Origin of the sequence: Saccharopolyspora sp. NPDC047091 (assembly GCF_040643635.1) — a bacterium.
Taxonomy (GTDB): domain Bacteria; phylum Actinomycetota; class Actinomycetes; order Mycobacteriales; family Pseudonocardiaceae; genus Saccharopolyspora_C.
On sequence record NZ_JBEYUS010000017.1, the window covers coordinates 44,725 to 59,875 of the forward strand.

11 protein-coding genes are annotated in these 15,151 nt (G+C 71.6%); 8 read left to right on the plus strand and 3 right to left on the minus strand.

Translation table 11 applies throughout. From position 1 onward, the window contains the following. Positions 1–63: 63 nt before the first annotated feature. The gene (locus tag ABZ805_RS10650) at positions 64–1,164 is read right to left on the minus strand and encodes a globin domain-containing protein (protein ID WP_358437436.1); all 1,101 of its coding nucleotides are present in this window, start codon (positions 1,162–1,164) and stop codon (positions 64–66) included. A 382-nt stretch (positions 1,165–1,546) separates the two neighbouring features. On the opposite strand from ABZ805_RS10650, the gene ABZ805_RS10655 reads away from it, so the two are divergent. The 5 genes from ABZ805_RS10655 to ABZ805_RS10675 all read left to right on the plus strand — a co-directional run bounded on the left by ABZ805_RS10655 (position 1,547) and on the right by ABZ805_RS10675 (position 7,181). Continuing rightward, on the plus strand, positions 1,547–2,173 hold the full coding sequence (locus tag ABZ805_RS10655; protein ID WP_358437536.1) for a pyridoxamine 5'-phosphate oxidase family protein: 627 nt from the start codon (positions 1,547–1,549) through the stop codon (positions 2,171–2,173). A 126-nt stretch (positions 2,174–2,299) separates the two neighbouring features. Next, a complete protein-coding gene (locus tag ABZ805_RS10660; protein WP_358437439.1) occupies positions 2,300–2,791 on the plus strand; it encodes a MarR family transcriptional regulator in 492 nt (163 codons plus the stop codon). A gap of 360 nt (positions 2,792–3,151) precedes the next feature. Next, the gene (locus tag ABZ805_RS10665; RefSeq protein ID WP_358437442.1) at positions 3,152–3,703 is read left to right on the plus strand and encodes a MarR family winged helix-turn-helix transcriptional regulator; all 552 of its coding nucleotides are present in this window, start codon (positions 3,152–3,154) and stop codon (positions 3,701–3,703) included. Between the two features lie 119 nt (positions 3,704–3,822). Beyond that, entirely contained in the window at positions 3,823–6,330 is a 2,508-nt protein-coding gene (locus tag ABZ805_RS10670; RefSeq protein WP_358437538.1) for an MFS transporter, read from the plus strand. Between the two features lie 38 nt (positions 6,331–6,368). After that, positions 6,369–7,181: a YceI family protein gene (locus tag ABZ805_RS10675; protein WP_358437445.1), complete on the plus strand. Its 813-nt coding sequence runs from the start codon at positions 6,369–6,371 to the stop codon at positions 7,179–7,181. A 147-nt stretch (positions 7,182–7,328) separates the two neighbouring features. Here ABZ805_RS10675 and ABZ805_RS10680 read toward each other — a convergent pair whose 3' ends face one another. Continuing rightward, positions 7,329–8,918 (minus strand): alanine/glycine:cation symporter family protein, encoded by a 1,590-nt coding sequence (locus ABZ805_RS10680; RefSeq protein WP_358437448.1) that lies wholly within the window; start codon positions 8,916–8,918, stop codon positions 7,329–7,331. Positions 8,919–9,215: 297 nt separating this feature from the next. Here ABZ805_RS10680 and clpB point away from each other — a divergent pair, with 297 nt between their 5' ends. Beyond that, positions 9,216–11,798, plus strand: a complete 2,583-nt coding sequence (gene clpB / locus ABZ805_RS10685) for an ATP-dependent chaperone ClpB (protein WP_358437451.1) — start codon at positions 9,216–9,218, stop codon at positions 11,796–11,798. A gap of 287 nt (positions 11,799–12,085) precedes the next feature. On the opposite strand, the gene ABZ805_RS10690 is transcribed toward clpB, so the two are convergent. Beyond that, positions 12,086–13,312, minus strand: a complete 1,227-nt coding sequence (locus ABZ805_RS10690) for an MFS transporter (RefSeq protein ID WP_358437454.1) — start codon at positions 13,310–13,312, stop codon at positions 12,086–12,088. An 86-nt stretch (positions 13,313–13,398) separates the two neighbouring features. Here ABZ805_RS10690 and ABZ805_RS10695 point away from each other — a divergent pair, with 86 nt between their 5' ends. After that, positions 13,399–14,070, plus strand: a complete 672-nt coding sequence (locus ABZ805_RS10695; RefSeq protein WP_358437457.1) for a helix-turn-helix domain-containing protein — start codon at positions 13,399–13,401, stop codon at positions 14,068–14,070. Positions 14,071–14,368: 298 nt separating this feature from the next. Next, a complete protein-coding gene (locus tag ABZ805_RS10700) occupies positions 14,369–15,142 on the plus strand; it encodes a hypothetical protein (protein ID WP_358437460.1) in 774 nt (257 codons plus the stop codon). Positions 15,143–15,151 lie beyond the last annotated feature (9 nt).

The following is a 15,151-nucleotide window of genomic DNA, read 5'->3' on the forward strand; positions in this document are numbered from 1 at the left end:
CGCCCCGAACCGCTCCCGGTCCGGGGCGTTCGCGCGTGCGGGGCGGTCGCGCGTGCGGGGCGGTCAGTCCAGCGAGAACGGGTCGTAGTGGATCTGGTCCAGCGGAACACCGGTGACCAGCAGCTTCGACACCGTGGCGCGGACCATCGACGGGGAACCGCTGAGCAGCACCTCGTGCTGCGACCAGTCGTAGCGGGCGACCGCGTCGGACAGCGTCCCCTGTTCGGCGCCGATCGCGCCCGGGTCGTGCTCCAGCACCGGGACGACGGTGAACCACGGGTTGGTCATCGCCACCCGCTGCAGGTTCGCCAGGTCGTAGAGGTCGTCCCGGGTGCGGCCGCCGTAGTACAGCCGGACCTGCGGGTTCTCGCCGTACTGGGCGAGGTCCTCGACGATCGCGCGCATCGGGGCGAGCCCGGTGCCGCCCGCGATCATCAGCACGTCCCGCTCGCTCTCCCGGTCCACGTGCAGCTGGCCCATCGGCGAACCGATCCGCCACCGGTCGCCGCGCTGGGCGTGCCCGACGAGCGCGCGGCTGACCCAGCCGCCGTCGACGGCGCGCACGTGGAATTCGAGGACGCCGTCGTCGCCGGGCATGTTCGCCGGGCTCAGGTAGCGCCACAGCCGCGGCCGCTGCGGCACTTCGACGCTCACGTACTGGCCGGGGTGGTAGGGCACGGGGTGGTCGGTCTCGACCCGGATGACGGCGAGTTCGCGGTTGATCCGGGTGTGGCCGATGACCTCGCCGTCGTACCAGGCCGGCCCGTCGTCCTCGTTGGCCGCGCTGATCATCGCGGTGGCCATCACGGTGTAGGCCTCGGCCCAGGCGCGTTCGACCTCCTGGGTCCAGGCGGGGCCGGAGTGCTTCTTGATCGCGGCGAGCAGCGCGGTGCCGACCGCTTCGTAGTGCTGGGAGACGACGCCGAACTTGCGGTGGTCCCGGCCGAGCTGGTGCAGGAACGGCAGCAGGTCGTCGGGCCGGTCGATCATCTGGATGATGTGCACCAGCGCCCGCATCAGCCGGTCGCGAACGGTCTCCATGTTGGCGGAGAACAGTTCGCGGGTGTTCGGCGCGATGCTGAACAGCATGGCGTAGAAGAACCTGGCGACCTCGTCGGAGCGGGCGTCGATGCCTGCCCAGCTCTCCCGGATCAGGTGGACCATCTGGCTCGCGCGTTCCGGCGTCGGCCGGTTGGGACGGGGGCCCGGGCTCAGTACGGCGTTCGCTGGCATGGTTCGGTCGCGGTCTCCACGAGGTCGGTGAGCATCCGGTCAGGTGCACACTGCTGCGTTGCGTGATGTCCCCCGACGTCGAGGACCATAACGCCTCGTCGTGTCCTCACACTATTGATGCCACGTTTGAGGGCGTTTCGACTACGCAACGTCGACAACGGCGGATATGTAGCGGGGAAACCTGCGTCTGCTGGTGTGTGCCGGCCGGTGTGCATGACACTCTGTGCGCGTGCGTCCCGAAACTCAGACCGCCGAGCCCGCCGGCCGCGCCGAGCACGTGAACCGGCAGCGGACGGCCCCGGGCCCCGACCACGTGCGGCGCGGGCGGCGGGCCACCGAGGTCGACGAACGCCCCGCGGCGGAACTGCCCGGCTCCACCGGTGAGCACGTGCTGCAGGAGGCCCACGGCACCGAGAAGCGGGCCCGGCGGTTCTACGACGACCAGGTCCTCGACCACCTCAACACCCGGATGCGCGAGTTCATCGCCCGGATGGAGATGGCCTTCGTCGCCACCGCGGACGGCGGCGGGGAGTGCGACTCCAGCCTCCGCGCGGGCCCGCCCGGGTTCATCGAGGTCCTCGACGACCACCACCTCGCCTACCCCGAGTACCGCGGCAACGGCGTGATGGCCAGCCTCGGCAACATCAGCGAGAACCCGCACCTGGGCATGCTCATGGTCGACTTCACCGAGGACCTCATCGGCCTGCACGTCAACGGCACCGCCGAGATCGTGGAGGACGCCGACCTGCGCGAGCGGCACCCGGAGCTGCCGGTCGAGTTCGACCGCGGCCGCACGCCGGAGCGCTGGGTGGTCGTCGAGGTCGAGGAGGCCTACATCCACTGCCGCAAGCACATCCCCCGGATGGTCCCGGTGCTGCGCAAGCGCAGCTGGGGGACCGACGACGCGAAGCGCAAGGGCGGCAACTACTTCACCGAATGATCGCTCGCCCGCGCCGGGGAACGCGGCCCCGGTGCACCCCTGGGGCGGGGGGACACTGGACGGCAGGAACACTGGTGCTGCGCGGAGCGACGCGCCAGTGCAGGACGGCGGGCGGAGAACACAGCCGTGATCGAGCGGATCGAAACGCCGGCGGGCAGCCCGGCCACCGGTGCGGGCACGTCGGACCGGGAGCGCAGGGGCGCGGCCGAAGCGGTCGAACGCGAACTCGTGATGATGTTCCGGCGCGCCCGCAACTTCTCGATGACCGTGGCCTCGCAGGTCCACCCGGACCTGGATCCGGCGTCGTACAGCCTGCTGCTGATGGTCGACGACGCGGGTTCGCTGCGCGGGATGGACGTGGCGGACCGGACGGGCCTGGACAAGTCGACGGTCAGCAGGCAGATCGCGACGCTGGTCGAGCTGGACCTGCTGGAGCGGGTTCCCGATCCGGACGACGGCCGGGCGCGCCGCATCCAGTTGTCGGCGTCCGGGCGGTCCCGGTTGGCGCAGGTCCGCAAGCAGCGGCGCAAGCACATGCACGGCGAGTTCGCGCACTGGAGCACCGAGGACCTGCAGGACCTGTCCCGCCTCCTGGCAAAACTGAACCGCATGTTCTGACTGGGTCGCTGTGAGCTCGCCTTGCGAGGGGGCGGGGTGGCGGAACCTCAGCCGCTTTCTCGCTGCGGGATCGTTTTCACCGGTGGCTCCGCCACAGGCGAAAACGCTGTCCTCGCGAGAAAGCGGCTGAGAACCCGCGGGTGGTCGGTCTGCGTGCGTGGTCGCCGCTCGAGCGGCTTCGCCGCTGAAGGGAACGAGCGGCGATCCCGCCGGGGCGGGCTCGAAGGCAGGCGAGGTTCCGCGGCTCGTCGTTCCGCTCCGGTATTCCCGGTGGCGGGGGTGGGGCGTCCCACTTCTGGATAAGTTGCCTTCTGCAACTAACCTCTTTATAGTTGCGTGCAGCAACTAAAGGAGTGGCTCGTGGGACCGACACCGGAAACGTGCAGCGAACTGCTGCGGCCCCTCCGCGCGCTGATGGGGCTCAAGCAGACCGCGGTGCAGATCCTCAACCAACAAGCCCGGACCGACCTGCCGTACGCGGCCAGTGGACTCCTCGGCGAACTCGTGCACTGCGGGGAATCGCGAGCCTCCGAGCTCGCCGCGCACCGCTTCGTCGACGCGTCCGTCGTCAGCAGGCAGGTCTCCCAGCTGGAGACCGCCGGGTTGATCACCCGGCGCGCCGACCCGCAGGACCGCCGCGTATCCCTGCTGCGCGCCACCGAGGAAGGCGAGCAGGCGCTGGCCCGCATCGAGCGGCACCGTGCCGAATGGCTCAGCAGCGCGCTCAGCGACTGGGACGACTCCCGCGTGCGCGACTTGGCCGAGCTGCTCGACCACGCCGCCTCCGACCTCCGCCGCGCCGTGCTGCCCGAGCACGCCGCGGCCCACGAAGAAACCTCGCACCCGGCCCGGCCGCAGGTGCCCACCGACGACCGACGCTCCACCGCGTCGTCCCAGGAAGGAACTCGATGACCCGCTCGACCATCGGCGAAGCCACGTCGACGAGCTCGCCGCCGACCGGCAGGCCCGCCGACGACGGGTCCGCCGCGCACCGGGACGGAGGCCGCCACCAGGTCACCACCGGCTCGTCCATGACGCACCGCCAGATCCTGGAGGCGATGTCCGGGCTGATGCTGGCGCTGCTGGTCGCGATCCTCAGCTCGACGATCGTGTCCAACGCCCTGCCGCGCATCCTGTCCGACCTCGGCGGCAGCCAGAGCCAGTACACCTGGGTGGTCACGGCGATGCTGCTGACCTCCACCGCCTCCACCCCGATCTGGGGCAAGCTCTCCGACCTGTTCAGCAAGAAGCTGCTGTACCAGATCGCGATCACCGTGTTCACCCTCGGCTCGGTGCTCGGCGGCTTCGCCCAGACGATGCCGCAGCTCATCGCGTTCCGCGCCGTGCAGGGCATCGGCATGGGCGGGTTGCAGGCCCTGATCCAGGTCGTGATCGCCGCGATGGTGTCGCCGCGGGAGCGCGGCCGCTACAGCGGCTACATCGGCGCCACCTTCGCGGTCGCCACGGTCAGCGGGCCGCTGGTCGGCGGGCTCATCGTGGACACCTCGTGGCTCGGCTGGCGCTGGTGCTTCTGGGTGACCGTGCCGATCGCGGTGATCGCGTTCATCGTCCTCGGCCGCACGCTGAAGCTGCCGGTGATCAAGCGGCCGGTGCGCATCGACTGGTTCGGCGCGCTGTTCCTCGTCGGCGGCGTGAGCCTGCTGCTGGTGTGGGTCTCGATGGCGGGCAAGCAGTTCGACTGGGCCTCGACGGAGACCGCCCTGTACGTCGGTGGCGGGGTGCTCTCGCTGATCATCGCGGTGATCATCGAATCGCGGTTCCCGGAACCGATCGTGCCGCTGAGCATGTTCCGCAACCCCACGGTCACGCTGGCCACCATCGGCACCGTCGCGGTCGGCACCGCGATGTTCGGCGGCTCGGTGTTCCTCGGGCAGTACTTCCAGATCGCCCGCAGCTTCAGCCCCACGCACGCCGGGCTGATGACGCTGCCGATGGTGCTCGGGCTGTTCCTGTCCTCCACCATCTCCGGGCAGATCATCTCGCGGGGCAGCGGCAAGGTGAAGCCGTTCCTGATCTTCGGTTCGATCGTGCTCGTGGTGGGCATGGGCCTGCTGTCGACGATGGACCACACCACGAACCTCGTGCTGGTCGGGTTCTACCTGGCGCTGATGGGCATCGGCGTCGGCTCGCTGATGCAGAACCTGGTGCTGACCGTGCAGAACGTCACCACCGGCAAGAACGTCGGTTCGGTGACCTCGGTCGTCACGTTCTTCCGGACGCTCGGCGGCTCCGCCGGGGTGTCGGTGCTGGGCGCGGTGCTGGCCGCGCGGGTCACCGACTACGTCAACGACGGCCTGGCCGCGAGGGGCATTCCGACCGGCGCGGGCGGCGGCGGTTCGCTGAACATCGGCGCGCTGCCCGGCCCGCTGCAGGAGGTCGTGCGCTCCGCCTACGGCGACGCGATCGGGGACATCTTCCTGGTCTCCGCCTGCATCTCGGTGATCACGCTGCTGGCGGTGGTGTTCATCAAGGAGGTCCCGCTGCGGCGGACCATCGAATCCCAAGACGAAGTTCGGGCGGAAACTGTGGACAACCAACCGCTTCCTGTGGACAACTCGATCGGCGCGGAGACGACGCCGGTCACCCGCCAGAGTGGTTCCGCGCAGCTTGCAGGGGGGTCGCACGCCGCGGCACCGCACTTCGGCGAGCCTGTGGACAACTCTGTGGGCAACCACTCCCGTGCCTGGTCAACGACGCAAGCCGGGGTGAACGGGAACGGCGGCGGGCGGCACCTGGCCGGCGATCTCGCCGGTGCCGGGACGAGCGGCGGCGGGCTGTACGTGCAGGGGGCCGCGCAGGACTCCACCGGCAACCCGGTCGCCGGGGTGGTGCTGACCCTCACCGACTCGCTCGGCAGGCAGGTGGAGCGGGCCCGCACCGACGCCGACGGCGGCTACCGGCTCGACGTCCCCCGCGGCGGCACCTACGTGCTGATCGCGGCGGCCGGGACCTACCAGCCGACCGCCTCGATGGTCGTGGTCAGCGACAAGCCGGTCCGCCACGACGTGCGGATGTTCGGGTCCGGCCGGGTCGGCGGCGTCGTGCACTGCGGCGACCGCGAGATCTCCGGGGCGACCGTGGTGCTGACCGACCTGCGCGGCGAGGTCGTCGGGTCCAGCGCCAGCGGCCCGGACGGGAGCTACGCGTTCACCGACCTCGTCGGCGGCTCCTACGCGCTGACCGCCACCGCCGAGGGCTTCCGCCCGGTCGCCACCCCGGTGGCCGTCGCGGACGGCGAACGGGTCGCGCTGGACGTGGAGCTCGAAGCGGGGGCCGCGCTGACCGGTGTGGTGCGCTCGGCGAACCTGGGCCTGCCGGTCCCGGACGCCCGGGTGACCCTGCTCGACGCCGCCGGTGAGGTCGTCAGCGCCGTCACCACCGACGCCGAGGGCGGCTACGCGTTCACCGACCTGCCGGACGGGGACTACACGGTCATCGCCACCGGCTACCCGCCGGTCGCGGCCCCGCTGCGGCTCGCCGGGGCCCGCACCACGCACGACGTCGAATTGGGGCACTGAGCATGACCGCGGTGCAGAGCGGAAGGAGCGGTGCGCAGGTGAGCGGAGCCGGAACGGTGACGGCGCAGGTGCGCACCGGAGACGGGTGGCCGGTGCCGGGGGCGGCGCTGACCCTCATCGACGGGGCGGGCGCGCAGGCCGCGCGGGTGCAGACCGCGGAGGACGGCGGTGCCGTCGCCGACGGGCTCGCGCCCGGCACGTACACGGCGATCGTCACCAACCTCGGCTACGAGCCGCTGGCCCGGACCACGCTGGTCCGGTCCGGGCAGGAGGCGGCGCTGGGCGTGCTGGAGCTGAGCCGGGCGGGCGGCAACGAGCTGCCCGCGCCGGGGACCTGGGCGATCGACCCGGCGCACTCCTCGATCCGGGTCAGCGCCCGCCACCTCGGCATCACGAGCATCCACGGGCGCTTCACCGAGTTCAGCGGTGAGGTGCGGGTCGGCGACCCGATCGAGGCCACCGGGGTCTCGGTGCGGATCGTCGCGGCCAGCGTGGACACGGCGAACGAGCAGCGGGACGCGCACCTGCGCACCGCGGACTTCCTCGACGTCGAGCAGCACCCGGAGATCACGTTCACCGCCACCGGCCTGCGGCCCGCGGGCGGCGAGCGCTGGGAGCTCGCCGGGGAGCTGACGCTGTGCGGCGTCACGCGGCCGGTCGTGCTGGACACGCACTACGCGGGCGTCGGGCCGGACCCGTGGGGCGGCTCGCGGGCGTCCGCGTCGGCCACCGCGGAGCTGCGGCGCGAGGACTTCGCGATCACCTTCAACCAGGCGCTGCGCACCGGCATCGCCGCGATCGGCACCACCCTGCGGGTGGACATCGACGTGCAGGCGGTGCGGCAGGACTGAGCCGGAGACCTCGCGGCGCTCCGGGTCCCGGACGGGGCCGGGCCGGAGCGGCCGCGCGGAGAGGTTCCGCCCGCACGGGGGCGGGTGGAACACGTGAGCAGGGGCGTTCGCCGGGGGCGAGCGCCCCTCTCGCACGTCCGGGGGCGGTCAGCCCACCTTCTCCGGCGGCTCGACCGGAGCCACCTCCCCGGTGCGCAGCTTCTCGCGGAAGCTCCGGAGCTCGCGCTTGACCACCGGCAGCAGCAGGTACAGCCCGATGATGTTGAACAGGGCGAGCGCGAACAGCACCGCGTCCGCGAAGTCGAGCACGCTGGTCAGCGTCAGCACCGATCCGATCACGGTGCACGCGCAGAACAGCACGTTGTAGGCCGTCTCCTTCGCCTTGGACTTGCCGAACAGGAACAGCCACGCCCGCTGCCCGTAGTAGCCCCAGGTGATGATCGTGGAGATGGCGAACAGGGCCACCGCGAGCGTCAGCACGTAGGGGAACCACGGCAGCACGGTCGCGAACGCCTCGGAGGTGACGGTGACCCCGTCCGGGGTCTCCCCGCCGCCGAGCACCTGCTGCTGCGCGTCGAGCCAGAACTCGGTGCGGGCGATGACGATGGTCAGCGCCGTCATGGTGCAGATGATCACGGTGTCCACGAAGGGTTCGAGCAGCGCGACGAAGCCCTCGGTGACCGGGTGCCGGGTCTTGACCGCGGAGTGCGCGATCGGCGCCGAGCCGAGGCCTGCCTCGTTGGAGAACGCGGCCCGCTGGAATCCGATGATCAGCACGCCGATCGCCCCGCCGAACCCGGCGGCCGGGGTGAACGCGCCGCGCACGATCTCGCCGACGGCGGCGGGCACCGCGGTGATGTTCACGCCGATCACGATCAGGCAGGCCACCACGTAGATGATCGCCATCGTCGGCACCAGCTTGCTGGTGACGGCACCGATGGACTTGATGCCGCCGATGATGACGGCGCCGACCAGCCCGGCCAGCACCAGCCCGAAGACGAGCGCGGCGCCGTCCCCGCCCAGCCAGCCCTGCTCGCCGCCGGTGACGTTGCGCAGCTGGGCGAAGGTCTGGTTCGCCTGGAACATGTTGCCCCCGGCGATGCCGAAGAACAGGATCATGATCGCGGCGAGTACGGCCAGCACCTTGCCGAGCCGGACGCCGAAGCCGCCGGGGAACCGTTCGGCGATGCCCTTGCGCAGGTACTGCATGGGGCCGCCGGAGACGGTGCCGTCCTCGTGGATGTCGCGGTACTTCACGCCGAGGGTGCATTCGACGAACTTGGTGCACATGCCCAGCAGACCGCACACGATCATCCAGAAGGTCGCGCCGGGGCCGCCGACGGTGACGGCGACCCCGACCCCGGCGATGTTGCCGAGCCCGACCGTCGCGGAGACCGCGGAGGACAGCGCTTGGAAGTGGGTGATCTCGCCGGGGTCGTCCGGGCGGGAGTACTTCCCGCGGACCAGGGCCAGCGACAGGCCGAGCGAGCGGAACTGGATGAAGCCGAACGCGGCGGTGAACACGGCGGCGGCGATGACCAGCCAGGCCACGATCCAGGGGAACGTGACGCCGAACAGCGTGAGTTCGCCGAACACGAGGTTCGAGAACCCGGTGGAGATCGGTTCGAAGACGGTGTTGATGGTGTTCTCGACATCGGAGAGCGCGCCGTCTCCGGCGGCGAGCACCTCGATGTGCGGGGGTGGGCTCGCCGGGAGCGGGCCGGATGTGTCGGGCATGGCGGGAAGTGGACCAAGGCGACATTGGTGACTCAATACTTTTGGGTGATCAGTCCGTAAAATCGCACCCGTTTTGTGACTCGTTGTGACCGGAAACCCGTCAAATGGGTGAGTGAAATTGCGCGTACAGCCGTAGAGGTGCCCCGCGAGCCGCAGCGGGTGTAGGCTTGAGCGCAACGGACTCAACTTTCATGCGGAGGTGCCGTTGCTGCCGTTCCGGACCTCCGCCGGTGTTGCACGGCGGGCGTCCGGCGCGAGCATGGGAGCTCGTGCGCGACGCCCCGGCGAGGTGGAGGAATGGACGCTTTCAACCCGACGACCAAAACCCAACAGGCGATCTCCTCGGCGGCCCAGGCCGCCACGGTGGCGGGCAACCCCGACGTCGGCCCCGCCCGGCTGCTCGGCGCGCTGCTCGCGCAGGGGGACGGCATCGCGGCGCCGCTGCTGACCGCGGTCGACGCCGACGTGGCGGACGTGCGCCGTGACGTCGAAGCGCTGCTCAACGCGCTGCCCGCGGCCTCCGGCTCGACCGTGTCCGCGCCGCAGCTGTCCCGCGACGCGCTCAAGGCCGTCACCCACGCCCAGCACCTGGCGACCGAGATGGGCGACGACTACGTCTCCACCGAGCACCTGCTGGTCGGTCTCGCGGCCGAAGGCGGCCAGGTCGCCGACCTGCTCCGCAGGCACGGCGCCACCCCCGAGGCGCTGCGCGACGCCTTCGCGAAGGTCCGCGGCTCGGCGCGCGTCTCCAGCCCCGACCCGGAGAGCACCTTCCAGGCCCTGGAGAAGTACGGCCAGGACCTCACCACGCGCGCCCGGAACGGCGAGCTCGACCCGGTCATCGGCCGCGACTCGGAGATCCGGCGCGTCGTGCAGGTGCTGTCCCGGCGCACCAAGAACAACCCCGTGCTCATCGGCGAACCCGGCGTCGGCAAGACCGCCATCGTCGAAGGCCTCGCCCAGCGCATCGTCGCCGGTGACGTGCCCGAATCGCTGCGCGGCAAGCGCGTCGTCGCCCTCGACCTCGGCTCCATGATCGCCGGGGCCAAGTACCGCGGCGAGTTCGAGGAGCGGCTCAAGGCCGTGCTCAAGGAGATCACCGACTCGGCGGGCGAAGTCGTCACGTTCATCGACGAGCTGCACACCATCGTCGGCGCCGGTGCCACCGGCGAAGGCGCGATGGACGCCGGCAACATGATCAAGCCGATGCTGGCCCGCGGCGAACTCCGCATGGTCGGCGCCACCACTCTCGACGAGTACCGCGAGCACATCGAGACCGACGCCGCGCTGGAACGCCGCTTCCAGCAGGTCATGGTCGGCGAACCGAGCCCGCAGGACGCCGTCGCGATCCTGCGCGGCCTCAAGGAGCGCTACGAGGTGCACCACGGCGTGCGGATCACCGACGGCGCGCTCGTCGCCGCCGCCACGCTCTCCGACCGCTACATCACCGCGCGGTTCCTGCCGGACAAGGCCATCGACCTCGTCGACGAGGCCGCGTCCCGGCTCCGCATGGAGATCGACTCGCGGCCGGTGGAGATCGACGAGGTGGAACGCGCCGTGCGCCGCCTGGAGATCGAGGAGATGGCGCTCGCCAAGGAATCCGACGCCGCCTCCGTCGACCGGCTCGCCACCCTGCGCGGCGAGCTCGCCGACCGGCGCGAACGGCTCTCCGAGCTCACCGCGCGCTGGCAGGGCGAGAAGGAGTCCATCGACAAGGTCCGCGACCTCAAGACGCAGCTCGAGCAGCTCCGCGGCGAATCCGACCGCGCCGAACGCGACGGCGACCTCGGCAAGGCCGCCGAACTGCGCTACGGCCGCATCCCCGCCCTGGAGAAGGAGCTCGGCACCGCCACCGAAGCGCAGAGCGAGCGCAAGGCCATGCTGCAGGAGGAGGTCACGCCCGACGACGTCGCCGACGTGGTCAGCTCCTGGACCGGCATCCCGGCCGGGCGGCTGCTCGAAGGCGAGACCGCGAAGCTGCTGCGCATGGAGGACGAGCTGGAGACCCGCGTGGTCGGCCAGAGCGAAGCCGTGCGCGCCGTGTCCGACGCGGTGCGCCGCGCCCGCGCCGGCGTCGCCGACCCCGACCGGCCCACCGGCTCGTTCCTGTTCCTCGGGCCCACCGGCGTCGGCAAGACCGAACTGGCGAAGGCGCTCGCCGGGTTCCTGTTCGACGACGAGCGGGCGATGATCCGCATCGACATGAGCGAGTACTCCGAGAAGCACTCGGTGGCCCGCCTCGTCGGCGCACCACCCGGCTACGTCGGCTACGACCAGGGCGGCCAGCTCACCGAATCGGTGCGGCGCAGGCCGTACTCGGTGGTGCTGCTCGACGAGGTCGAGAAGGCGCACCCGGACGTGTTCGACGTGCTGCTGCAGGCGCTCGACGACGGTCGGCTCACCGACGGCCAAGGGCGCACGGTGGACTTCCGGAACACCATCCTGGTGCTCACCTCGAACCTCGGTTCGCAGGCCATCGCCGATCCGAACCTCACCGAGCAGCAGCGCGACGAAGCGGTGCTCGCCGTGGTGCGCCAGCAGTTCAAGCCGGAATTCCTCAACCGGCTCGACGACATGGTGGTGTTCCACTCGCTGTCCACCGAGGAGCTGACGTCCATCGTGGACATCCAGGTCCAGCGGCTCGCGGAGCGGCTCTCCCAGCGGCGGCTGACCCTGGACGTGCTGCCCGCCGCGCGGGACTGGCTGGCGCTCAACGGGTTCGACCCGATCTTCGGGGCGCGGCCGCTGCGACGGCTCGTGCAGTCCGCGATCGGCGACCAGCTCGCGAAGCAGCTGCTGGCGGGCGAGGTGCGGGACGGGGACAAGGTCCGCGTGGACGTGGCCGACGACAACTCGGCCCTCACGGTCCGGGTCGAGTGATCGCCTGCTCGGCTCGGCCCGGGGGTGCTCGGCGGAACCGCACTGCCTGCCTCTGATCCGGTGCTGCGGGTCTTGTCGGTTTCCGGTCAGCGGCGACGCCGCTGAACCGCCGACCACCTGCGCGGCCCGACCACTCGCAGGTTCTCAGCGGTTCCCCCGCGAGGACGGCGTTGTCGCCTGTGGCCGAGCCACCGGTGAGAACGATCCCGCAGCGGGGGAACCGCTGGGGTTCCGCCATCCGAGCACTCCGCCACCCGAGTGGAAAGACTCCGTCAAGAGTTCGCCGGTCAGTGGCGGGCGTAGGTGCTGAGCCAGGCCAGGGCGGCGAAGAGGGCGGCCACGGCGGCGAAGACCACGGTCGTCGTGGCCAGGCCCGCATAAGTGGTGAGGATGCCCAGCAGCATGCTCGGCACCGTCGCCGACAGGTACGCCACGATGTAGATCATCGACGAGGTCGCCGCCCGGTTCTCCGGATCGGCCAGCCCGGTGAGCAGCCGGAACCCGCCCATGAACATCATCCCCCAGCCGGCGCCGACCACCGCCGACCCGGCGAAGAACCCGACGGCGCTGCCCGCGGGCACCGACCCGGCCACCACGGCCAGCCCGACGATCAGCACCGGCGCCGCGACCCGGACCGCCCGCTGGCCCAGCCATCCGGACAGCAGCAGCTGGGACACCGCGCCGACCCCGGCCACCGCGACCACCGATAGCCCGCCCACCAGGTACGGCGAACCGCTCACCAGGCTCTTCGCCACCGACGGCCCCAGCGACATGAACATGCCGCCGACCGTCCACGCCGCGAGCATCGTCGTCGCCAGCAGCGCGAACGCCCGCCCGCGCCCCGCGGGCACCCCGGGCCGCTGCGGTCGCAGCGCCACGCGCAGCGCGAGCCGCCTGCCGCGCACCGGCTCCGGCATCAGCCACACCAGCGGCACCGCCACTGCGAACCCGCCCACCAGCAGCAGGTAGGCGAGCACCGTCGGCGCGGGCGCGAACTGCACCAGCGCCCCGGACAGGCCCGACCCCAGCGCCATCCCGGCCCCGGCGGAGACCCCGTTCACCGTGGCGCCGCGGCTGGTGCCGGGCGGCTGGAAGTCCAGCAGCGAACCGCTGATCGCCCCCGTCGCCGCCCCCGTCGCGATGCCCTGCAGCGCGCGCCCGGCGAACAACCAGCCCACGTCCGGTGCGAACGCCAGCACCAGCACCGCGACGATCTCCAGGCCGAGCGCGGCCAGCAGCACCGGCCGCCGCCCCACCCGGTCGGACAGCGCTCCCACCAGCAGCAGCGCGGCGAGGATGCCGACCATGTAGGCGCTGAACACCTCGGTCAGCACCGTCGCGGAGAACCCCCAGCGCTGCTGGTAGATCGCGTACATCGGGGACGGCGCGGTCGAGGCCATCAGGAACAGGGCCAGCAGCGCGCCGGCGAACCAGAAGGCGCCGCGCCGGGTCAGCACCGGCCGGGCGAGACCGGCGCGCAGCGGGCGGTCGAGTGCGAGCTCCGGGGTGGTCATGGCTCTCCTCGTGCGGAACGGATGATTCCGCTCCGCAGCAACCCGGGACCGGACCGGAACATTCCGCTCCCGCGTAGCCTGTGGTCATGACCACAGCGCAGCGCTCCGCCGGCTACGCCGAGCGCGTCATCGCCGCAGCGCGGGACGTGTTCGCCGAGCAGGGCTTCGACGCCCCCATCGCGGAGGTCGCGCACCGGGCCGGAGTCGGCGTCGCCAGCATCTACCGCCGCTGGCCCAGCAAGACCGACCTCGCCGAACAGGTGCGGATCAGCTGCCTGCGCCGGATCGTCGACGAAGCCGCCGCGGCCCGTGCGGAGGAACCCGACCCGTGGCGGGCGTTCACCGCTTTCCTGCGCCGCTGCCTCGCCGAAGGCAGCGGCGTCGGCACCGTGCTGCCACCGGACGAACCCGGCGTCGAGCACACCGCCGACTACCTCGCCGCGCGCCGCGACATGGCCGCCTCCGTGGACGAGGTGGTGCGGGCCGCGCACGAGGCGGGCGAACTGCGCCCCGACTTCACCGCCGCCGACGTGGTGCTGCTGTTCAAGCACCTCAACCCGGCGCTGCCCGTCGCCGAACCGCGTCGCGCCGAGCTGCGGGCCCGCTACCTGGCCGCCGTCGTCGAAGGGCTCCGTGCCGAAGGCCGGGGCGCCGAAGGCCGGGGAATAGGAGATCGGGACGCCGGAGACCGGACCCCGCTGCCGGGCGCGGCACCCGACTGGTCCGAGGTGCACGCGATGCGCCGCGGCGAGACCTGATTCGGCGTTCACCCGATCGGCCGCTCCAGAAGCCGATCACGTGAGCCGATGCATGAAGTAGACGAGGACGGGATGCGGACATCGCACCCGTCCTTCTTCATGTCCACCCCCGGACGACCGGGTGATCACCCCATCGCCGACCGGGCCGGGCGAAACGGACGACGCCGGAGCCGGCCGCCTCCGGAGCGCGCACCGCCGCGGACCATCCGTGCAGCGCAGCTCGCACGGATGGCGCAATTCCGGGGCCGGGACCCCGGCGATCTTCGCGGACGATGCGGACGGGACTACCCTGCGCGGTGTGGGTATCCCTGCCTGGGTCTGGTTCCTCGTCGCCGTCCTCGCGATCGCCGCGGGCATCGCGCTGCTGATCGCCGACCGCGCACGACGCGCCCCGAACAACCGGGAGCGACGTCGCTGGGCGGCGCTGCGCGGCTGGCAGTTCGCCGAAGTCGACCAGGTGCTGCCAACGCGCTGGGAGCGCGGCGCCCTCGCGCAGCACGCCGGTGGCACCGCCACCGACGTCGTCGCGGGCTCCACGTTCACCGCCGACGGGCGACGCCAGGTCTACGTCCTCGACCTCACCACCAACGGCAAGGTCGCCACCGTGCTCGCCGGGGTCCGCTGCCGCCGCAGCATCGGCACCACCCTGGAGCTGTGGCAGCCGGACGTGCCGGTGCCGCAGGACTCCGGGCTCGACCTGCTCGGCCCCGTCGGGTCCCGCTACGCCTTCGTCACCGAGGTCGCCGCGGCCCGCCCGCTCGTCACCCCGTCGCTCGTCGAAGCGGCCGAAGAGGTCGGCGCCGACGTCACCGTCGTGTGGCTCGAGCAGGACTGGGTGCTCGCCGCGATCGAACCCGACAGCGCCGACCCGGCCCGCCTCGAACGCCTGCTGCGCGCCCTCGGCGAACTCGCCGACATCATCGACCCGTTCGAGACCGACCCGAACGAGCCCGAACCCGCCGCCGAGGAAACGACGCGGCAGCTCAAGGGCGCCACCGGGGCGAGCTCCCCGGCGGACACCAACGCCACGGTCCGGGTGGACCGGGCCGAGCACTCCGAGAACCAGTCCTGACCGGTGCGG